Annotated in this window: 12 protein-coding genes; 8 read left to right on the forward strand and 4 right to left on the reverse strand. The window is 66.2% G+C overall.

Translation table 11 applies throughout. The features are described from left to right. Positions 1-21: 21 nt before the first annotated feature. Positions 22-2,841, reverse strand: coding sequence for a bifunctional [glutamate--ammonia ligase]-adenylyl-L-tyrosine phosphorylase/[glutamate--ammonia-ligase] adenylyltransferase (gene glnE, locus M3I54_RS10460; RefSeq protein WP_254335440.1), 2,820 nt, complete (start codon positions 2,839-2,841; stop codon positions 22-24). 307 nt (positions 2,842-3,148) lie between these two features. On the opposite strand from glnE, the gene M3I54_RS10465 reads away from it, so the two are divergent. The 4 genes from M3I54_RS10465 to aroG all read left to right on the forward strand — a co-directional run bounded on the left by M3I54_RS10465 (position 3,149) and on the right by aroG (position 11,643). Continuing rightward, positions 3,149-7,621, forward strand: a complete 4,473-nt coding sequence (locus tag M3I54_RS10465; protein WP_254335442.1) for a YhdP family protein — start codon at positions 3,149-3,151, stop codon at positions 7,619-7,621. Positions 7,622-7,709: 88 nt separating this feature from the next. After that, complete coding sequence (locus tag M3I54_RS10470) at positions 7,710-8,537, forward strand: carbon-nitrogen hydrolase family protein (protein ID WP_254335444.1); 828 nt, start codon at positions 7,710-7,712, stop codon at positions 8,535-8,537. A 151-nt stretch (positions 8,538-8,688) separates the two neighbouring features. After that, the gene (gene tldD, locus M3I54_RS10475) at positions 8,689-10,155 is read left to right on the forward strand and encodes a metalloprotease TldD (protein WP_254335446.1); all 1,467 of its coding nucleotides are present in this window, start codon (positions 8,689-8,691) and stop codon (positions 10,153-10,155) included. A gap of 414 nt (positions 10,156-10,569) precedes the next feature. Beyond that, on the forward strand, positions 10,570-11,643 hold the full coding sequence (aroG, locus tag M3I54_RS10480) for a 3-deoxy-7-phosphoheptulonate synthase AroG (protein ID WP_254335448.1): 1,074 nt from the start codon (positions 10,570-10,572) through the stop codon (positions 11,641-11,643). Between the two features lie 56 nt (positions 11,644-11,699). On the opposite strand, the gene M3I54_RS10485 is transcribed toward aroG, so the two are convergent. Further along, entirely contained in the window at positions 11,700-12,638 is a 939-nt protein-coding gene (locus M3I54_RS10485; protein WP_254335450.1) for a glycosyltransferase family 2 protein, read from the reverse strand. A gap of 436 nt (positions 12,639-13,074) precedes the next feature. On the opposite strand from M3I54_RS10485, the gene M3I54_RS45110 reads away from it, so the two are divergent. Beyond that, a complete protein-coding gene (locus M3I54_RS45110; RefSeq protein WP_254335452.1) occupies positions 13,075-14,241 on the forward strand; it encodes a glycosyltransferase in 1,167 nt (388 codons plus the stop codon). A 54-nt stretch (positions 14,242-14,295) separates the two neighbouring features. On the opposite strand, the gene M3I54_RS10495 is transcribed toward M3I54_RS45110, so the two are convergent. Beyond that, a complete protein-coding gene (locus M3I54_RS10495; RefSeq protein ID WP_254335454.1) occupies positions 14,296-15,543 on the reverse strand; it encodes an oligosaccharide flippase family protein in 1,248 nt (415 codons plus the stop codon). Between the two features lie 407 nt (positions 15,544-15,950). Between M3I54_RS10495 and M3I54_RS10500 the strand changes: the two genes are divergently transcribed. Next, the gene (locus M3I54_RS10500; RefSeq protein WP_375542122.1) at positions 15,951-17,249 is read left to right on the forward strand and encodes a glycosyltransferase; all 1,299 of its coding nucleotides are present in this window, start codon (positions 15,951-15,953) and stop codon (positions 17,247-17,249) included. A 51-nt stretch (positions 17,250-17,300) separates the two neighbouring features. Here M3I54_RS10500 and M3I54_RS10505 read toward each other — a convergent pair whose 3' ends face one another. Further along, the gene (locus M3I54_RS10505; RefSeq protein ID WP_254335458.1) at positions 17,301-18,464 is read right to left on the reverse strand and encodes an acyltransferase; all 1,164 of its coding nucleotides are present in this window, start codon (positions 18,462-18,464) and stop codon (positions 17,301-17,303) included. A 313-nt stretch (positions 18,465-18,777) separates the two neighbouring features. Here M3I54_RS10505 and M3I54_RS10510 point away from each other — a divergent pair, with 313 nt between their 5' ends. Together M3I54_RS10510 and M3I54_RS10515 are read left to right on the forward strand one after the other, a co-directional pair. Continuing rightward, positions 18,778-20,175: a sulfite exporter TauE/SafE family protein gene (locus M3I54_RS10510; RefSeq protein WP_254335460.1), complete on the forward strand. Its 1,398-nt coding sequence runs from the start codon at positions 18,778-18,780 to the stop codon at positions 20,173-20,175. Continuing rightward, complete coding sequence (locus M3I54_RS10515) at positions 20,172-21,401, forward strand: glycosyltransferase (RefSeq protein WP_254335462.1); 1,230 nt, start codon at positions 20,172-20,174, stop codon at positions 21,399-21,401. The genes M3I54_RS10510 and M3I54_RS10515 overlap by 4 nt, the downstream gene beginning before the upstream one ends. Positions 21,402-21,457: the final 56 nt, after the last annotated feature.

Below are 21,457 nucleotides of genomic sequence, written 5' to 3' on the forward strand. Positions count from 1 at the left end.
TCGACGCGTAGCGCACTCGCGCTACGCCTCCCCCCGATCCCCAAATACGCGCTGCCACAACGCCAGCACGGCCTCGCGCTCGCGCTCCACACGCGCCGGATCGACACGCGCCTTCTCCATGCCGTCGAGCCGCAGCTGGTGCTGCAGCTTGCGATAAAGCCGGTACGCCGAGCCTATCGTCTCGGCCTCCTGCTCGCTCATGAGCCCAAAGCGCGACACCTCGCGCAGCAGCGCGATATTGCCCGTGTTGCGGATCAGCTCGGGGTCCTTCGCCGCGTGCAGCAGCACCCAGTACTGCACGAGAAACTCGATGTCCACCATGCCGCCGCGGTCGTGCTTCAGGTCGAAGAGTTCGGTGCGATTCGGGTGGCCGTCTTCCACGCGCTGGCGCATCTCCACGATCTCCCTGGCGAGCGGCGCGGCGTCGCGCGGCGTGGTCAGCACCTGCACGCGGATCGCCTCGAACGCGCTGCCGATCGCAGCATCCCCGGCCGAGAAGCGCGCGCGCGTGAGCGCCTGGTGCTCCCAGACCCACGCCGTGTTCGCCGCGTCGCCTTCGCGCAGCTGGTAGCGGCGGAACGCGTCGAGGTCGGTCACAAGCAGCCCCGACTCGCCGTTCGGCCGCAAGCGCAGATCGACGTCGAACAGCGTGCCCGCGCCGGTGGCTGTGGTGAGCCACGTGATGAGGCGGCGCGCGAAGGTCGCGTAGATCTCCGAGGCGCGCTCGTCCTCGTCTTCGTACAGAAAGATGATGTCGAGGTCCGACGCGTAGCCCAGCTCCTTGCCGCCCAGCTTGCCGTAAGCGATCGCCGCGAAGCGCGGCACCTCGCGATGGCGCCTGGCGAACTGCTTCCACACGGTCTCGATGGTCACGTCGAGCACGGCGTCGGCAAGCTCGGAGAGCCGGTCGCTCACGTGCTCCACCGTGAGCCGCCCCGCCAGGTCGTTGAGCAGGATGCGAAACACCTCGGCCTGGTGCGCGTGGCGCAGCAGGTCCATCTGCTGCTCGACGTCGGCGGCGGCCGCGAGGCGCGCGCGCAACAGGCGCGAGAACTCGGGCCAGTCGAAGGGCGTGGCCATCGCCTCGTCGTCGAGCAGTTCGTCGAGCAGTTGCGGATGGCGGATCAGATAGCCCGCCGCCCAGCGCGAGCCGCCCAGCACCTCGAGCACACGGTTGAGCGCGTCCGGGTATTCGGTGAGCAGCGCGAGATACGCGCCACGCCGGATCACGGCTTCGAGCAGGTCGAACATGCGCGCGAGCGTGTCGCCGCGGCGCTCGCGCGGCTCGAGCGTGCGCGCGGCTTCGAGTGCGCGTTGCGCGACGCTGTCGAAGCGCTCGCGGCTCTTCTCGGGCAGCCCCGCATAGCGCGACGACTGCCAGAGGCCTCGCAGGCGGGCGAGCAGCGGCGCGGGGTCGTCGATACCCAGTTCCGCGAGACGTTCGAGCAACGAGTCGTCTGCGCCCTCTTCCATGAGCGCGCCGCTCCAGACCCATGCCGCCGCGCCGTCTTCGGACGCGCCACAGCCGCCCTCGCCGCCGACCTTGTCGGAGAAGATCTGCACGAATTGGCGCTCCACCTTGTCGCGATGGCCGTCGAGCGTCGTCATCAGCGCGGCGTAGTCGGCAAAGCCCATCGACTTCGCGAGCGCGGCGCGCTCCTCGGCGTCGACGGGCATGGCGTGCGTTTGCGCGTCGTCGCGGTACTGGAGGCGATGCTCCAGGTCGCGCAGAAAGTTGTAGGCGCGCGTGAGCTCGCCGCTTACCTCTGGCGCGATCAGTCCGCGCGCGGCGGCGTAGCCGAGCACGGCAAGTGTTGGGCGCACGCGAAAGCCCGCATCCTGGCCGCCGCGAATGAGCTGGAACACCTGGGCGCTGAACTCGATCTCGCGAATCCCGCCGCGCCCGAGCTTGATGTCGTCGGCCTTGTCGGGGCGCATCATGGCGCGCCGCTGCGCTTCCTGGCGAATCTGCACGTGCAGCGAGCGGATCGCGCTGATCACGCCGAAGTCCAGATAGCGCCGGTAGACAAAGGGCTTCACGAGCGAATCGAGCTGGCGCGCAAGACGCAGCGCGCTGTCGCTCTCGTCCTCGGAAACGAGCCGCCCCTTGATCCACGCATAACGCTCCCACTCGCGGCCCTGCACGTAGAAGTACTCTTCGAGCATGCCGAGGCTGCACACGAGCGGCCCGGAGTCGCCGTTCGGCCGCAGGCGCATGTCGACGCGAAACACGAAGCCATCGGCTGTCACGTCGCTCAGCGCGGCGATCAGGCGCTTGCCCACGCGCGTGAAGAAGTCCTGCGTGGCGATGGGCGAGCGCTGGCCGCCCGTGGTTTCGCCGTCGTCCTCGTACACGAAGATCAGGTCGATGTCTGACGAAACGTTCAGCTCGCGCCCGCCCAACTTGCCCATGCCCACCACGCCGAGCGTGAGGCGCTCGCCGCCCGGGCCGCGCGGCTCGCCGAAGAGCGTCTCGAGGTCGGCGCTCACGCAGGCTAGCGCGCGCTGGATCGTGGCTTCGGCGAGATCGGTCATGCTGCCGGTCACTTCGGCTACGTCGGCCACGCCGCCGAGATCCCGCTCCATCACCGCGCAGATCACTTCCACGCGCAACTGGCGCAGGACCTTCTTCAGCTGCTCGTCGTTGAGCGGTGCGCCGGGCGCGGCGTTTGCTGCGGCGAGCAGTTGGCCGCTCAACGCGTCGAGCCGCGCGACGATGCGTTCGCGCGAAAGCGGCGCGGCGGCCAGCGCCTCGACCTGCGCCGCCAATCCGGGGCGCGCGGCGTAAGCACGTGCTGAATAACGGGAATAGCTGGAACTCAGAAGAGGGATGTCGGTCATGAAGTGCTGCTTGCCGGGAAGGCTCGCTGTCGTGTCGCGCGCCTGGGTTGATGACGATGCCGGTGTGACGATGCCGATACCGATGGCTCGACCGCGAGGGTTCGCCCCGCGCCACGCACGCACCGCCCACCGGCTCTCGCGGTCCGCCTGGCCGATGCGTCCGGCATAGCCGCCAGTGCAGTGCGAAAAATCATGCGTGTCACGAGCCGCATGGCCATCCCGGCTTCCCCGGATGGGCGTTCTGGCGGCCCTCTGTGATACATTTCGTCGTTAGAACGCAACGCTACCATACCCCACCCGCCGCAGCATGTCCGAGCGAAACGATCACGCCGGCCTACCCCAATCTGGACATGCCAGCCAGGCTACCGAGTCAGGGGGTCCGCACCATCATCACCCGGTCCTGCGCCAGACGCTGCGCGTACTGGCGATCATCGCGCTCGTCCTGTATTTCATCGTCTCGGTCCTGCTGCTCGGGCTGCGCTACGTCGTGCTGCCGTACGTGGACAACTTCCGTCCGCGCATCGAGCAACTCGTCTCCTCGAAGATTCACGCCGAATTCCGCATCGGCAAGCTCGCGCCGCACTGGTCGGGCTTCCAGCCCGGCATCGACGTCACCAATCTGACGATTCGCGACCGCCACGGCGACATCGCGCTCGACGTGCCGCACGCCACGGCCTCGGTGTCGTGGCGCTCGGTCGTGCTGCTCGAGCCGCTGCTCTCGAGCATCGTGGTCGAGCAGCCCGACGTGCACCTCGCGCGCGAGGACGACGGCACGCTCACCGTGGCGGGCGTGCCGGTGCCTACCACACACACCGGCAACGCCACCTTCACGACGTGGCTCATGCGCCAGCAGGCCATCGTGCTGCGCGGCGGCACGCTGCGCTGGCACGATGCCACGCGCGACGTGCCCGACCTCGCGCTCTCGCACATTCGCCTGGCAATTCTCAACGACGGCTACGATCACCGCCTCGCGCTCCAGGCGCCGGCCGAGGGCACCGTGCTGCACGGCCCGCTCGACTTCCGCGCGCACTTCACGCATGCGCACTACGCGCAGGCCGGCAAGCCGATCAGCTGGACGGGCGACACCTATCTCTCGACTGGCCCCGTCGATCTGCCCACGCTCGCGCGCTACATCAACTTCCCGATCGCCACCTACGCGGGGCGCATCGACAACTCGATCTGGGCGCACTTTTCGAACGGGCGCATCCTCGAGGCGAGCGGCGCGCTAGAAGGCGCAAACATATCGCTGCGCACGCGGCCCACGCAGCCGCTGCTCGACATGCCGGTCGCGAGCTTCCACTGGAGCATGGGCATCCAGCCCGGCGACTACTCGCTCAAGCTGCGCGACATGCACGCGGAACTGGGCCAACCGCCGCTCGACGACGGCACGCCGCTCACGCGCTCGCTCGCCCTCACGACGCTCGACGCGCGCTTTCGCCAGCCAACGCTCCAGCACGGCCAGCTCATGAGCGTGCACGGCGACCGCATCGATCTTGGCATCCTCGCCGAGTTCATGCGCGCGTTGCCGCTGCCGGGGCGCGTGCAGGGCGCGCTCGTGCGCTTCGACCCGCGCGGGCTGGTGGCGAACTACGATCTCTCCCTCGAACGCGCGAAGCCCGAGTCGGGCGAAGCGGCCGCCGAGCAGCGCTCCACGAGCGTCGAGCCGGTCACCCACTATCGCTTCAAGGGCGACCTGCAGGGTATCAGCGTGAACGCGCAGGAGCCGGGGCCGGGCCTCACGCCGCGCGGTCACCCGCGCGCGGGCCTGCCGGGGGTCGAGAACCTCTGGGGGCACATCGACGCCGACGAGTCGCACGGCACCATCAACCTCGACACGGACAACGTCGCCATCACGCTGCCCGGCGTGTTCGACAATCCGCGCCTCACGCTCGACCGGCTCTACGGCGCGGCCAAATGGGCCGTGGCCGCCGAGCGCGAGCCCGGCAACCGGATGAAGGCGTTCACCGTCGATGTCGCGAGCCTGGGTATCGAGAACGCCGACGCGCGCGCGAAGATGACCGCGCACTACACGAATCCCGGCAAAGGGCGCGGCTCGCTCGACCTCGTCGCCCACTTCGACGAGGCCAAGGTCAAGGCCATCCCGCGTTACCTGCCCACCGCCATCAGCGAGAAAACGCGCATCTACCTCGGTCACGGCCTGCAAGCGGGGCGCTCGAAGGGCGCGACGATTGAGATCCACGGCGACCTCACCAAATTCCCCTACTCGCGCGACCCCGACGCGGGCCAGTTCCGCATCGTCGCGCCGTTCACGGGCGGCCGCTTCGACCCGTCGCCGTTCCCGCCGCGCAAGATGCGCAACGGCGCGCCGAACGTCTGGCCGGCATTCGACGGCATCGACGGCGTGTTCAAGCTGCATGAGAACAAGCTGCGTTTCGACGTCGATCGCGGCCACTACCGCAACTTCGTGCTGCGCAACGTGAGCGGGCGCATCGAGGAGCTGGGCATCAAGGGCTCCGATATTGTGATCGAGGGCAGCGGGCGCGGGCCGCTCGCGGACCTGCTCGACTACGCGGACCACAGCTCGATCGGCTACCTGTCGAAGCACGCCACCGCGAAGGTGCGCGCCCAAGGCCAGTCCACGCTCGCGCTCAAGCTCACGATCCCGCGCCATCCGATGCCGAAGGTGCTGCTCGCGGGCGCCATCGGCTTCGAGAACAACACGCTCACCGCCAACAACGTGCCGCCCGTCTCGAACCTCACCGGCCGGGTGCGCTTCACGAACCACAGCGCCAATGTCGACCGGCTTACGGCGCGCTTTCTCGGCGGCGATCTGCGCGCCAGCGGCGGCATGCGCGACGACGGGCACTATGCGGTGAACGTGGCGGGCGACGTCGCGGTCGACGCCGCCCGCGGCCTGAACCTGCATGGCATGGCGGCGGCGGCGATCGGACGCCTTTCGGGCGCGGCGCCCTACTCGCTTTCGGTGGCCGGCCAGCGCGGCCGCCTGCCCGACGTGAAGGCCAACGCCGATCTCACCGGCCTGGCGCTCGACCTGCCCGCGCCGTTCGGCAAGGCGGCCGGCACGCCGATGCCGCTGAACTTCGAATTGCAGCCGGGCACGGGCGCGCCCGCCGAATCCGCCACCGGCACCGATGCCAGGGCCAGCGACACCGCCTTCGAACACGCAGAATTCACGCTCGGGCCGCTTGCCGCGCGTTACGTGATGCGCCGCCATCCAGGTCACGTACCGGAAGTGGTGCGCGGCGCGATCGGAATGAACCGCCCGGCAGATCTGCCCTCGGAAGGCGTGACCGCCGCCGTCGATCTGCCGACCTTCGACGCCGACGCCTGGCGCGCCGTCGTGCAGCAGTTGCGCGGGACCGCAGTGGCCCAGGCCCAAGGCTCGTCACCTGCGCCCGCGGCGGCGAGCGGCGTCCAGGCGGCGGTTCCCCCGCCGCGAACCGCCGCCGAAAGAGCGGCAGAGCGGATGGCTCGAGACGCGGCGCCGGGCGCAGCCTCCGAATCGGAAGCGGAGAACCCCGCCGCCGCCGCCGCTGCCGCGCCGCAAAGCCCGGCATCGGCAACCACGGCGGCCGCGCCGGCCGCAGCCTCGTCACCGCTCGCGCCCAACGGCGCGGTCGGCCAGTTCCTGCCGTCGCGCTTCGCGGTCCACGTCGGCACGCTCACGCTGCTCAAGCGCCACTGGGAGAACGTCGTGCTCGGCGCGTCGCGCACCGGCGAGCGCGGCAACGAATGGCAGGCCAACGTCGCCTCCAACCAGGTCTCGGGCCACGTCTCGTGGAAGCCAGGCGTCGTGCCGGGCGCGCCTGGCACGCTCGAAGCGCGGCTCGCGCGCCTCACCGTGCCCGCCGCCACCGAAAACGACCTGCTCGGCCAGGCGATGTCGCAGCCCGCGCAGAACATGCCGTCGATCGACCTCGTCGTGAACCAGCTCATCGTGCGCGACCGCGATCTCGGCCGCCTCCAGGTGAACGCGCACAACTTCGACGACAACGGCGTGCCGGTCTGGCAGCTCGACCAGCTCGACATCAGCAACCCAGACGCGCACCTCACCGCTACGGAAAACTGGCGCGCGGTGGGCGACACGGGCGCCGGCGACGACTCGGCCGCGGCCGGCATGCAAATGGCGCGCCGCACGGCGCTCGACTTCCATCTCGACATCAAGGACGCCGGCGCGCTGCTCGTACGCGCCGGCAGGCCGCACGTGCTCAAGAACGGCACGGGCACGCTCTCGGGCAACCTGGAATGGCAAGGCGGCCCCACGCGCATCGACTTCCCGTCGCTCAGCGGCAACCTCACGCTCGACCTGCATCACGGCCAGATCCTCAAGGTCGATCCGGGCGTGGCGAGGCTGCTTGGCGTGTTGAGCCTGCAAAGCCTTGCGCGCTTCGTCACGACGGACTTCCGCGACATCATCGGCGAAGGCCTGCCCTTCACGAGCGCGACGGCCACCGCGCAGATCCAGAACGGCATTGGCAGCACCAACGACTTCAAGCTCGTCACCGCCCCCGGGCGCGCGACGATGGCAGGCAGCGTCGACCTGGCGCACGAAACCCAGGACCTGCGCGTGCACGTGGTGCCGACGGTCAGCGCGGGCGCGGGCGTGGTCGTAGCGGCCATCATCAATCCGCTCTTCGGCCTCGGCGCGCTGATCGGCGACGTCGTGCTCTCGCAAACGCTCGAGCACGCGTTCGCGATGGACTTCGCGATCACGGGCCCGTGGGCCAAACCGCACGTCGAGCGGCTGCATGGCGATCAGGGTAAGATGGACGCGCAGTCGCCGGCCACAGTGCACTAAATAGCGCACTCAGTTGCCAACCAGGTGCACTGCGCCGTGGGCACGCGGTATGCGCGCCATGTACCCCGAACCCGTTCAAGATCTGCCGATGAGCGCTCCCCCACTCGACCCGTTTCGCGTCGCCGCGCTGCAGATGGTCAGCACGCCCGATCGCGAGCGCAATCTCGCCGAAGCGGACCAGTTGATCGCCGAGGCCGCCGCCGCGGGCGCGCGCCTCGTGTTGCTGCCCGAATATTTCTGCTTCATGGGTCACAAGGACAGCGACAAGCTCGCAGTCCGCGAGCCGCACGGCGACGGCCCCATTCAGCGTTTTCTCGCCGATGCGGCCAGGCGCCATGACGTGTGGGTAATCGGCGGCACCTTGCCGCTGAATGCGCCTGAAGAAACGCGCGTGCTCAATACCACGCTCGTGTTCGACCCGAGCGGCGAGGAGCGCGCGCGCTACGACAAGATCCACCTCTTCAATTTCGAAAAAGGCGCCGAATCATTCGACGAAGCGCGCACGATCCGGCCCGGCGCCGAGGTGCGCACGTTCGAGGCGCCGTTTGGCCGTGTCGGCCTGTCGGTCTGCTACGATCTGCGCTTTCCCGAGCTGTACCGGCGCATGGGAGACTGCGCACTGATGGTCGTGCCTTCAGCATTCACTTACACCACCGGGCGCGCACATTGGCAGATCCTGCTGCGCGCCCGCGCGATCGAGAACCAGTGCTACGTGCTCGCCGCGGCGCAAGGCGGCACGCACGAGAACGGCCGCCGGACGTGGGGCCATAGCATGCTGATCGACCCGTGGGGCGAGATCGTCGACGTGCGCGACGAAGGCGCTGGGGTGGTGGCCGGCGACATCGACCTCGAACGCATCGCCAGTGTGCGCGCGAGCCTTCCGGCGTGGCGGCACCGCGTGTTCGACTGCGCATGACGCACGTAAGGCACGCGATGAATCGCACCCAGGGCACCCCGCGAATGAACACCATCGAATTCCACGCGAGTTCTACGTTTAAGGCGCTTGATTTCGCAGCACCGCGCCCGAATCTCCATTGACAGACTCATCGATTGATCCCAAAGAGCGCATGAACATCATCGAACCCGGCATCCGCAATCTGGCGACCGCGAAGGACTTGCTCCTCACGCCCTACGGCCTCGACGAGGCAGTGCTCACGCGCACGCTCGGCGAGATCTTCACGCATCGCATCGACTACGCCGACCTTTACTTCCAGACCACGCGCAGCGAGGCCTGGAGCCTCGAGGAAGGCATCGTCAAGTCGGGCAGCTTCAGCATCGACCAGGGCGTGGGCGTGCGCGCCGTGTCCGGCGAGCGCACTGCTTTCGCGTACTCCGACGACCTCTCGCACGAAGCGATCCGCCAGGCCGCCATCGCCACGCGCTCGATCGCCAAGTCCGGCGGCGGCAAGCAGAAAATCCAGGTGGCGAAGTCGCTCACGGGCATTGCGGGCCGCGATCTGTACCTGCCCTCCGACCCGTTGAGTTCGCTCGACGCTACCGAAAAAGTGAAGCTGCTCGAACGCATCGAGGAGATGGCGCGTGGGCGAGATCCGCGCATCACGCAAGTCATGGCCGCGCTCGCGGGCGAGTACGACGTGGTGCTCGTCGCACGCAGTGACGGCGCGCTCGCCGCCGACATCCGCCCCCTCGTGCGCGTTTCGGTCACAGTGATCGCCGAGCAGAACGGCCGACGCGAGATCGGCAACGGCGGCGGCGGCGGCCGCTACGACTACGGTTATTTCACTGACGACATCCTGTCGAAGTACGTGGACGACGCCGTGCACGCGGCGCTCGTGAACCTCGAAGCACGCCCGGCGCCCGCCGGCGCGATGACCGTCGTGCTCGGCCCGGGCTGGCCCGGCGTGCTGTTGCATGAGGCGATCGGCCACGGCCTCGAAGGCGACTTCAACCGCAAGGGTTCGTCGGCGTTCGCAGGGCGCATTGGCGAACGGGTGGCCGCGAAGGGCGTGACCGTGGTCGACGACGGCACGCTGCCCAACCGCCGCGGCTCGCTCAATATCGACGACGAGGGCAATCCCACGCAGTGCACGACGCTGATCGAAGACGGCATTCTCAAGGGCTACATTCAGGACTCGCTCAACGCGCGCCTCATGAAGATGCCCGTGACGGGCAACGCGCGCCGCGAGTCGTACGCAGCGCTCCCCATGCCGCGCATGACCAACACGTACATGCTCAACGGCGACAAGGACCCGCAGGAAATCCTGGGCTCGGTGAAGAACGGCCTGTATGCCGTGAACTTCGGCGGCGGCCAGGTGGACATCACGAACGGCAAGTTCGTGTTCTCGGCCTCCGAAGCCTACATGATCGAGAACGGCAAGATCACCTACCCCGTGAAGGGCGCGACGCTCATTGGCAGCGGCCCGGAATCGCTCAAGTACGTGAGCATGATCGGCAACGACATGCGCCTGGACTCGGGCGTGGGCGTGTGCGGCAAGGAGGGCCAGAGCGTGCCGGTGGGCGTAGGTCAGCCGACGCTGCGCATCGACCGCATGACGGTGGGCGGCACGGTTTAAGACCTTTGCCTGCGCGCATCCCATGCACGGTGGTGCGGAAATTCCGCATCGCCGTGCGGATTTTCTGCACATGAGTCATTTTTTGCGCAGATAGTCCGCTTTTTTACCGCGCCCCGCTTGCCAGCCACGAGAAGACCGGGTTATAAAGGCAGTCACCCTTTCGACGTAACGAACGTTCAGACAACACCGCCATGTTCGCCACGAAGTTTTATTTTTACTTCTTTTGGTATCTCAGACCGCTGGCGGATCGAGAGGGTTGATAGTACGCGCAGGACCCCGAACATACGAGAAACCGCCAGCCAAGCCTGGCGGTTTTTTTTCGCCCTTAGTTTCGAGCCGCACCTTCATCTAACCGAATTTGAAGCACCGTCTGAACGACGCACGCTACGCACCCAGGATCAGGAGAAAACGACCATGCCCCCGCACAACACCGACGATGTCCGCATTCGCGAACTCAAGGAACTCACGCCGCCCGCTCACCTGATCCGCGAATTCCCCTGCTCGGAAGCCGCCTCCACGCTGATCTTCGAATCGCGCCGCGCCATGCACCGCATCCTGCACGGCATGGACGACCGCCTGATCGTCATCATCGGGCCGTGCTCGATTCACGACACCAAGGCCGCGGTCGACTACGCGAAGAAGCTTGTGGAAGAGCGCCAGCGCTTCAAGAACGAGCTCGAGATCGTGATGCGCGTGTACTTCGAGAAGCCGCGCACGACGGTGGGCTGGAAGGGCCTCATCAACGACCCGTTCCTCGACAACAGCTTCAAGATCAACGACGGTCTGCGCACCGCGCGCGAGCTGCTCGTCTCCATCAACGAGCTGGGCCTGCCCGCCGGCACCGAATACCTCGACATGATCAGCCCGCAGTACATCGCCGACCTGATCTCGTGGGGCGCGATCGGTGCACGCACAACGGAATCGCAGGTGCACCGCGAGCTGGCTTCGGGGTTGTCGTGCCCGGTCGGCTTCAAGAACGGCACGGACGGCAACGTGAAGATCGCCGTGGACGCGATCAAGGCCGCGTCGCAGCCGCACCATTTCCTCTCGGTGACGAAGGGCGGCCACTCGGCCATCGTCTCGACCGCGGGCAATGAGGACTGCCATGTGATTCTGCGTGGCGGCAAGACGCCGAACTACGACGCGGAAAGCGTGAACGCCGCATGCAGCGATATCGGCAAGGCGGGTCTCGCCGCGCGCCTCATGATCGACGCGAGCCACGCGAACAGCTCGAAGAAGCACGAGAACCAGATTCCGGTGTGCGCCGATATTGGCCGCCAGGTGGCGGCGGGCGATGAGCGCATCATCGGCGTGATGGTGGAGTCGCACCTCGTGGCGGGCCGCCAGGACCTGAAGGAAGGCTGCGAGCTGACCTATGGCCAGAGCATCACCGACGCGTGCATCGGCTGGGACGAAAGCGTGGGCGTGCTCGAAGGGCTCGCGCAAGCTGTGAAGCAGCGTCGCATTGCGCGCGGTTCGGGCAACTGAGTTCGGCACGCATCGGAGCGCGCGGTGCGGTCATGAAAGCCGCGCTGCGCGTGAATTCACAGGCGCGCTGCGCGCTCGGGCCGCACGGCGCCTATGCACAGATCGGCAATCCCGATCACGTTGCCGATGAGCCTGCCGCGCCGGTCGAGATGCGCCTCCGGGCGCACTGACTTCACGCAGTTCATGCTTAGCGCGCGCAGGATGTTGCTGGTCGCTTCCTTGCGCGACATCACACCCTTGTTGCACAGGTACATCGCGTTGACCACCTGCGAATAGCCGAAGCGCCGGCCCGATACGCGCCCGCCTCGCAGCCCGAGGTGGACGCCCAGCAGATAGTCGCAGTACACGACCCCGCCACGGCGCGCAAGGCGCCGCGAGAAGTCCTTGTCCTCCAGCCAGCCGTACAGCACGAGACGCTCGTCGAAGCGCAGATCGGCGATAGCCTGCGCGCGGCACGCCATGTTGCAGCCATACAACTCAACGCAGGGCCGCAGCGGCGGACGCCGCAGCACCTCGGCTTGTGCGCCATCCACGAGCTCGACGGCTTCTTCCCACGAGATCGGCTGCGTGTTCGCGCCATCTCGCAGCGTGCGGCCCGAAAAGCCCACGAGATTCGCGTCGCTTTCGAACAGTTCCACGCAAAGCTCGATCCAGTGCCGCTCGGGCGCGAAGTCGTCGTCGAGGAAAATCACGATGTCGATGTCCGGCGCAAGCGCGTCGAGCGCACGATTGCGCTGCACGCTCGAACCCGCAGTGCCGATGATTTCATTCACGCGCAAACCGTTGGCATCGTAAGGTCCGATGTCGTCTGCGCTGCTCCCCGAAAGGATGATCTGATCCGGCCGCACCGTTTGCCGCGCGAGCAGACGCACGACCCATGCAGTCGCCGCAGGCCTCCCCTTGGTCGCGATCACCGCCGCGACGCGCATGCGCGCCTTCGCGCCGTTCGGGGCCGCCAAGGAAGACGCGAGATCATCGGTAGCGAGCGTTGTCATCGGTTTCTCCGCATTCCGGTGGTCGTTTCGACTCGAATCGAGGTTAGCACGAGGCCCTCGCGCCGCCAGTCGGTCCGGATTCAAGTTGTCCGAAACGATCTATTCAACGACTGATTCCAACTGTTTGTGAACGAGCATGCGTTGGGGGGACGCAGTGTGCGCGGTGTCTGTATCGGTCGCGTATTGACGAACCTTTTACCGCTTCTCTTTTCGTGAATTAATTTCGCATTTCTTGCACTTTTTTGCGCTTTTATCGATTACGCATCGCCCATAGCGCAGCCCCTCCTCTGAAATGCGTTCAATAGCAATTTTCGGATTCCTCTTTCGTGAAGACTCGCCTACAACTGCTAAAAGAGACTTGCGCAAATATGACCGACTAACCCGCCTCCGGACAGATCCTCTCAACATGACTGCGTCGACACGTCGGAGCCAGCCAGTGGAACACGAGATCATCTCTCCGGGCACAACGGTTTGCGAAACCGAATCCGGCGCGCGGCTCAAACGCCCAGTGGTCTTCTACGTGCAGCCATTGATCGCGCGCTATCGCATCGAAGTCATCGAGTCGCTCAACCGTCTTTTCTCCGTCAAGGTGTTCGCGTGTTCCGAGGGCGTGGAGGCCACCGGCTTTTCGCGCGAGAAGCCCGCCTGCGACGAATTCGTCGAAACGCATATCGTCAGTTTCGCGGGCCTGCCCTCGCGACGTATTCGCATGCAAAGCCGCGTGCTGAGCCGCATCGTTTTCGAACGTCCCGATGCGGTCCTGATCTTTGCAGACGTTCGCTATCTCTCGCTATGGCTCGCGCTCCTGGCAGGACGCGTGATGCGCGTACCCGTGCTGATTCACGGCCAGGGGCTCTATCGGCACGAGTCCGCGGGACTCATGCGCACGGTCTGCTACCGCCTCGCGGTCGCGCTCGCCGTGCGCTACGTCTGCTATACCGAGGCGTCGCGGCGCTCGCTCGTCGCCATCGGCTGCCCGCTCGCGAAGCTCGTCGTCGCGAACAACGCACTCACCGTCTCGCGCGGTGTGGAGCCCGCCACCAAGACGGGCGCCGAGAGCGGCGTCCTCTTCATCGGCAGGCTGCGCGAAGGGTCGGAGATCGAACCGCTCATCGACGTGGTCGGGCAGCTTCATGCCGAAGGCAGCGACATCACACTCCACGTGATCGGCGACGGCGAGCATGGCGAGCGCCTGAAGCGCAAGTACAGCGATCGCAGCTACGTGGTCTGGTATGGCGCGGTGTTCGACGACGACGCCATCGCGACCATCAGCCGGCGCTGCCGCGTGGGCTGCTATCCGGGCTCGGCGGGCTTGAGCGTCGTGCACATGTTCGCGTTGAGCCTGCCGCCCATCGTGCACGACCGGTTGCCGCTGCACATGGGCCCGGAGCCGGGCTATGTCGAGGACGGCCGCACCGGCTTTTTCTTCGGGCGCGATGGCGGCACAGAAGCGCTTGCCGCCACGCTGCGGCGCATCTGGTCCATGCCGCCCGAAGAAATGCGCGCAGCCGCCGCCGCCGCGCATGCGGTGTACTGCCAGCTCAACTCGCCCACGCTAGGACATCAGCTCGCCGAGATCGTCGAAGCGGCGCTGCGCGCCTGAATCCCCGCTTGAATCCCCGCTTCAATCCCCGCTTCAATCCCTCTGCACTCCGGCTTATCTCTGCCGCGAGACGCGATACAGCATCCATGCCGCGCACGAGGCCAGCCCGAAGGTCATCGACCATGCCACGCCCGTTACACCCCACATGTGCAACGAAGGTGGCACGGACAGGATGAGCGCCACGACCTGGAGCAGCGATGCGACCGTGACGGCACGCGCGTCGCCAACGGCGCGCAGATACGAGGCGAGCACCGAGTTCAGCGCGCTGATCGCCATGTTGATGACGAAGATGCGAAAGAGCGGCACGGCCGACAACCACGCGGCGCCGAGCACGAGCGAAAAGAGCGGCTCGGCGGCGAAGCGCAGCACGATCACCACACACGCCAGCCCTGCCACGGCCACCATGAGATACAGCCGGAACAGCCGCGCGGCCGACTGCGCGCCGCCACGATGATGCGCAGCGAACGTGGGAAACAGATACTGCGACATGGCGAGCGCGGCGTCTGCAAGCAGCATTTGCGCGAGCTTCGAGGACATCTGCCAGGCGCCCAGCTGCGTCGGCCCGAGCAGCTTGCCCACCACGACCTTGTCGAACTGGTTGGTGATCAGAATGATCACGCTGCTCGCCCAGATCCAGCGGCTGAACCCCACGTAATGACCAATGCCCGACCAGCGCAGCCGGATCGGTGGACGCGGCGAGAGCGCGATCCATGTCACGACGCTCTTGAACGCCTCGCCGATCATCATGCCGAGCAGCAGCGAGTACGGACCCGCACCCGCGAGTGCGAGCGCAATGCCGAAGCCGCAGTCGAGACACGAGGACGAGATTTCGATCGCCGCAATATGCTGGAAGTGGCGCTCGCGCTGCGTGATGAAATACGCGGGCGAGGCGAGCCCGCGCAAGAGCGGCAGCAGCGCGGCGAGCTGCACGAGCCCGATGGCGCCGCCCAGGTGGAATTGCGCGTCCATGAGCGGCGCGCTCGCGACGAGCAGCCCCCCGATCAGCAGGCCCCGCGTGGCGAGCGTGGTCCAGACGGCGCCGGCCTCGGCGCGCGTTGGTGCCGACTGGCCCTGTATGACGGCTTGCGCGAGTCCGGTGTCGGAGAGCGCTTCGGCAATCGCGACCGCGAGCAACGCGACGCTCGCGAGACCGATTGCGGATGGCCCGAGAATGCGCCCGATCACGAGAAACTTGACGGCCACGAGGCCGCGCACGACGACCTGCTGCAACAGCACCCAGGTCGCCGCGCCGGGTCCGAAGCCGGCCTTGATCGGTATGGCTGGCAGCCGCATTGCGCGCAAAATGCCTCTCCTGTTGTCGATCTCTGAGTCGGAGCTTTAGCCCCTTTTCCCAGTTCCCTTCAAGCATGTTTGGCAACGCGTTTTCGTCACCCGTTCTGGACCTTACCGCGCCGCAGCGTCCACGACGCGCCATCTACCAGGTGGAATCAGACGGGGCGGCCATCCGCGGGGCGGCCATCCGCGGGACGCCCATCCGTGGGACGCCCATCCGCGGGACGCCCATCCGCGGGACGCCCATCCGTGGGACGCCCATCCATGAAGCGAGCGTCCGCGTGGCGGCCTTTCACGAATATTCAGGCGGTCGGCATATCCCCAGGCTTTTTCGGCCACCCTGCCCCGCAATCTGGCGCATGCCGCTTGCGCACCACTGCTATTTTGTTCGTAATAATGCTCATCGGGCCTCCCGCATGGAAAACGTGTCGATCGCCAGATATCGCAACGCCGACCCTAACACCCCGGACGCCGCCGCACTGTGCGACGTCGAGGTGTCCGAGCCTCCCGGCACGCGCGCATCGGTTGGCGGCGACTGGATCGCCATCATCGAGCCGAACTTCACAGGCCACCGCTGGCGCTACGTCGAGTGGATCGCGCAGGCGTGCGTGGAAGCCGGGCACCGCTGCCTCGTTGTCACCGATACCGGGTACGCGGACCATCCGCTCGCGCAGCGCATCGTGCGCGAAGCGCGGCCTGATCTGCGCCTCGTACTGCTCGACCTGCACACCGTTCCGCCCGGCCCGCATTTCGCGGCGAGCGTGTACATGCGCTTTCGCAACTTCTATGCGCGCGCGTTTCGTCAGGTAAGCAAAACGATGCACGTGCGGCTCGTCATCGCGCCCTACGCCGACTACTTCTTCTACACGCTCGCGGGGTTCGACTCGCCATTCGGCGAGACGCCGTGGATCGCCATCGTCATGGGCATGACGTTTCATCATGCGCGCATCGGCTTGCGCACGCCGCGCCGGCGCTTCGTCGACATGGCCAAGGCGGCGCTGTTTCGCCGCGCCATGCGCTCGCGCGGGCTGCGCGAACTCTTCACGATCGACCCGACGCTGCCCGACTGGTTCGCGGCCACGAAGCCCCAGCGTGCTGCGCCGCTCAGCTATCTGGCCGACCCGTTTCCCGAAATCGAAGGTATAGACCCCGTGTTCGCGCGCGAGCAGCTGAAGCTCGACGCGCATACACGCTATCTGCTCGTGTACGGTGCGATCGGCGAACGCAAGGGCATTCGCGAACTGATACAAGCGCTCGCGCACAAGCGCGATGCGCCGTGCCTCGTGATCGCGGGCCAGCAGGACGACGAAACACGCGCGTTCATCGACGCCCACGCGCCGCAACTCGCGAGCGCACCGGTAATCTTCAACCAGTTCATCTCCGACGAGATGGAGCGCGAACTCTTTTCCGCTTGCGACGCCGTGTGGCTCGGCTACAAGCAGCACTACGGCATGAGTGGCGTGCTCGTGCAGGCGTACCGCTTCCGCAAGCCCGTGGTGGCCAGCGCCGACGGCCTGATCGGCTGGTATTGCCGCGACGGCGCACTCGGCCCCCTGCTCGACGACCTCGAGCCCGCCACCATCGCGCACGCGCTCGACGCGCTCGCGCAGCGCTGGCGCGCAGGCGCGAACGCCGCGCAGACCACGGGCGAACACCTGCTTTCGTGCAACACGCTCGAACAGTTCAAGCGCACGCTGCAGGCCGCGATGGCGTAAGCGCTCGGAAGCGCCAATCGATATCCAGCAAAACGAATCAGTTCGACTCCGTCACGCGACGCCTTCGATCTTGTTGTCCCCTGCGCTCGCGTTGGGCCGCTCGGCGGGGACGGCTCCGCGCGTGTCGGGGAACATCGCCTCGCGCAGGCGCAGGAACGGGAACTCGACGGCGCGCGTGGTGAGATAGCCCAGCACCGAAGCAATGACGAACTGCGCGACGATCACGACCGGCCAGGCGGCGAGCGGCGCCACACCGAGCGCGCTTGCCTTGTGGATCAGATAGTCGCCGGGCGCGAGCGCGAGCGAATGCCAGAGGTAGATGCCGTACGAGTACACGCCGAGCCACGCGAGCGCGCGATACACCCATGTCGTGCGCAATCTGCCCGAATGTTCGAGCACGAGCATGATGAGAGCGCAAAAGCCGACGGCCTGTATCGTGTAGCCAACGCTCTCGTCGAGCGCGACGTCGGGCGTCGCGAAGATGAGCCAGGCGAGAAGCAGCCCCACCGCGCCGAACAGCCAGCGCTTCTTCGCGACAAGCACGCGCCAGAGTTCGGGCTTCATCCAGTAGACGGTCGCGAGTATGACGCCGATGAGCAGGCTGTCCATGCGGTACTGCGTGTAGTTGAACGCCCCGACGAGATCGCCGTGCGATACCGCGATGCAACGCGCGCTCAAGACGACCGCGCAGAGGCCGACCATCACGGCGATCAGCGCATTCGCGCGCAGCCGGAAGTGCGCGAGCAGGATCAAGAGCGCGGGCAGGAACAGATAGAAGTGTTCTTCGACAGCGAGGCTCCACGTTTGCGCAATGGAGGTGCCGAAGTAATTCTGCATATGTGTGAGGTTCTGCCAGAGGAACGTGTCGGGCCGATGGCGGCCGGCAAGCAGGTGAAACAAAATCAGTGCGTAGTACGCGGGCCAGATCTTGAAGATCCGCCGCACGATGAAGCGGCGCGCGCCGATGTGGCCTGTTTGCGAGTATTGGCGCAGCAGCAGCCCTCCCACGAGAAAGCCGCTTAATGTGAAGAAAAGATTCACGCCTTCGTGGCCGAAGCTTTTCAGCGGGTACTCGATGAAGCTTACCCACGGATGGCCCGTGCGCACCGTGTGGAAGTGGTAGCCCATCACGACGAAGATCGCGATGCCACGCACGAAGTCCAGCTCGACGGAACGCCCTTTCGTCGGCTGTCTCGCTCCGTGTAGTCGCTTCATGATCCTTCCCTCGCTTCGTCCATGCCGGATTCTTGCGCAAGGCAGACGATGAAAAACTTACTCCTGCCGGCCCCATCATGGACACAGGCGCCGTGCAGCGTGCGCCAAGTTCCCGCCCTTCTCGGCCAGGTGTGTGGGCGAAACCACATGCCAAATCAGAATTTTTTTCCTGCCGCCACAACCCTGCCGCTTCCCGCCACGCTCGTGCGCAAGCCGCTTACGGCGTTTTATATTGAGTCGAGCCAACGCGTGCGGCGCGCATGTATTTTGCGCAACGTATGCGACCCTATGCACCGCACCGGGAGAAACGCCGATGCGAAACAAACATGCTGCACTATGGCTCTGGGTGTGCCTCGTGCCTCTCGCTTTCGACTACAAGGCACCGGACTCCCAGTTCGGCCACGGCGCGCAATGGCTGGTCGTCATGCCGGCCCTGGCAGGCGCGCTCATTCTCGCGATGATCGGCCCGCGCTTCGCGCGTCCGACGCGGCTGCGCTCGTTCGTGACGGGCGCGCTCGTAGCGAGCCTCGTCGGCAGTCTCGTTGCGCAATTGCTGCAGCACAATCCGGTTGGCCAATACCTGCGCGTGATCCTGCCATTTTTGCTGTTCGTGCTTGGGTACTGGGCCATGTGCCGCCCGTGGCATCCCTTTCGCGTCATGCAGATGCAGCGCGCCCTCTATTACGCGAACGTGCTTTGCCTCGTGTTCACGTTCCTCTTCGGCTTGCTGGCAGTCGGCGGTCCGCTCGCCGACATTCGTTTCCGCATTGTCTCGCCGACCATGCTCGCGCTGCAGGCCATGCTGTTGCATCAGTTCATCGTCGCGCGGCGCTTCAACATAACGATGGTGCTCGTGTTCCTCGCGACGCTCGTCGTCGAATTGCTGAGTGTCACGCGCAGCCTGCTGCTCGCGACCATTCTGCTCGCCATGTTTGCGGCGTGGCTCGCCTCACCGTCAATCAGCCATCTGATCAAATCGTTTTTCCGCACGGGCATCGCGCTTTCATTCGTTGTAGCGCTGGGCGTGGGAACGGCCTGGCTCTTCCCGTCCATCACAGAACACTGGACGCAGCGCGTGACGGCCGCGCAGAACTCGGATTCCGACCGCGATCCGACCACGGTCACGCGTATTGCGGAGATGCGCGACCAGTACGACCAGGTCACCGAATCGGTGGAATCGGTACTGTTCGGCAAGGGTTATGGCCACCTCTACCGCTATTCGCCCATTTACTACCAGTACGTGAATCAGACCTTCAGCAAGGACGATTACTTCAACACGAGCGACTGGGTGGCGGGCCACAACTTCTGGGTGTACCAGCTCTACGCCGAAGGCATCGTGTTCGGCGGCTGCATGCCGATCGCAGTGATCATCGCGCTCATCGTCGCGGGCCGTGCATTCAGACGATGGCGCCGCATTGCGCCGCGTCACCCGATGCTCATGCCGCTCAGCATGGCGCTCCTCGTGCTCGCCGCGCTGCCGGGCGCGTCGATCGGCGGCAATCCGCTCGGCACACGTTTCTCGGGCCTCGTGTACGGCCTCGCGCTCGGACTCATCGTCGCGCTGTATTCGCAGCTTCATTACCGCATTGACCTTCAACGCAAGCGCCAGCGCCTGCACCCGTCCTACGGGCGCGAGCCTGCCTTCCGACCCACGGCGCCCGCGGCGGCGCCGGTGCCGCTCACCACGTATGCGACTCCGGAGCCTCGATGAAAATCCTGCATCTCGTGTCCACGGTCGACCCCCGTTCGGGCGGCCCGATTGAGGGCGTTCGCCAGAGCGGTCTCGCGATGACGGCGCTCGATCACCAGATCGAGGTGGCCTCGCTCGACCCGATCGACGCGCCTTATGTACGCGAATTCCCGCTCCCGCTCCACGCGTTGGGCCCGAGCCGTGGGCACTACGGATACTGCGCGGGCTACGTGCCGTGGCTGCGCGCGAACGCGAGGCGCTTCGACGCGGCGATCGTGCACGGGCTCTGGCAATACCACGGCTTCGGCGCGTGGCGCGCGCTGCGCCACGCCCAGGTGCCGTACTACGTGTACACGCACGGAATGCTCGACCCGTGGTTCAAAGCCACCTATCCGGTCAAGCATTTGAAGAAATGGGCTTACTGGCCATGGGCCGATTTCCGCGTGCTGCGCGACGCCTCCGCCGTGATCTTCACGACCGACGAAGAACGCCTGCTCGCGCGCGAATCGTTTTGGCTGTACCGCGCCAACGAGCGCGTCGTGCCGTTCGGCACCACTGCGCCCCACGAGGACCCGGACACGTTGCGCGAAGCCTTCCTGCAAGAGTCGCCGCATTTGCGCAACAAGCGCATCGTGCTGTTTCTCGGGCGTCTGCACCCGAAAAAGGGTTGCGACGTGCTGGTTCACGCGTTCGCCGACCATGCGCGCGAAACGCCGGATGCGCACCTACTGATCGCGGGGCCCGACAAGGGCAACTGGCAACCCGCGCTGCAAGCGATGGCGCAGTCGCACGGCATCACGCATCGCATCAGCTGGCCGGGCATGCTGCAGGGCAACCTGAAGTGGGGCGCGTTTTTTGCTAGCGACGTGTTCGTGCTGCCTTCGCACCAGGAGAACTTCGGCGTTTCCGTAGCGGAGGCGCTGGCGTGCGGGCTGCCCGCACTGGTCTCGGACAAGGTAGGCGTCTGGCGCGAGATCGACGAGGACGGCGCGGGGTTCGTTGCGCCCGACACGGTCGCCGGCACGCAGCGGAACTTCGCCTCATGGCGCGCTCTCGACGAGCGCGCGCGCGACACGATGCGCGCTCAGGCGCGGCGCACGTTCGACGCGCGCTTCGCGATGGACGGCATGGTGCGATCGCTGCTGGGCTTGTTGCAGGAACATCCGTCGCACGCTGGCGCGCGATTTCGCCCAGGGCGCCCGATGAGCGCCATGGCGCAGGGCGAACCCGCGGAGCAGGCTGAATAAGCGGAAAAAAAGCGGCGTTAGGTAGCGGAAATAGTAGGGATTGGCAGGGGTGACGA

It is taken from the genome of Paraburkholderia sp. CNPSo 3274 (assembly GCF_024206475.1).
GTDB lineage: Bacteria > Pseudomonadota > Gammaproteobacteria > Burkholderiales > Burkholderiaceae > Paraburkholderia.

Bases quoted from the DNA above. Each gene is read 5' to 3' on its own strand.
- M3I54_RS10470 (WP_254335444.1), top strand. From the start codon at position 7,710: ATGAGCGCTCCCCCACTCGACCCGTTTCGCGTCGCCGCGCTGCAGATG.
- M3I54_RS10515 (WP_254335462.1), top strand. From the start codon at position 20,172: ATGAAAATCCTGCATCTCGTGTCCACGGTCGACCCCCGTTCGGGCGGC.
- M3I54_RS10505 (WP_254335458.1), bottom strand. From the start codon at position 18,464: ATGAAGCGACTACACGGAGCGAGACAGCCGACGAAAGGGCGTTCCGTC.
- M3I54_RS10485 (WP_254335450.1), bottom strand. From the start codon at position 12,638: ATGACAACGCTCGCTACCGATGATCTCGCGTCTTCCTTGGCGGCCCCG.
- tldD (WP_254335446.1), top strand. From the start codon at position 8,689: ATGAACATCATCGAACCCGGCATCCGCAATCTGGCGACCGCGAAGGAC.
- glnE (WP_254335440.1), bottom strand. From the start codon at position 2,841: ATGACCGACATCCCTCTTCTGAGTTCCAGCTATTCCCGTTATTCAGCA.
- aroG (WP_254335448.1), top strand. From the start codon at position 10,570: ATGCCCCCGCACAACACCGACGATGTCCGCATTCGCGAACTCAAGGAA.
- M3I54_RS10510 (WP_254335460.1), top strand. From the start codon at position 18,778: ATGCGAAACAAACATGCTGCACTATGGCTCTGGGTGTGCCTCGTGCCT.
- M3I54_RS10465 (WP_254335442.1), top strand. From the start codon at position 3,149: ATGTCCGAGCGAAACGATCACGCCGGCCTACCCCAATCTGGACATGCC.
- M3I54_RS10500 (WP_375542122.1), top strand. From the start codon at position 15,951: ATGGAAAACGTGTCGATCGCCAGATATCGCAACGCCGACCCTAACACC.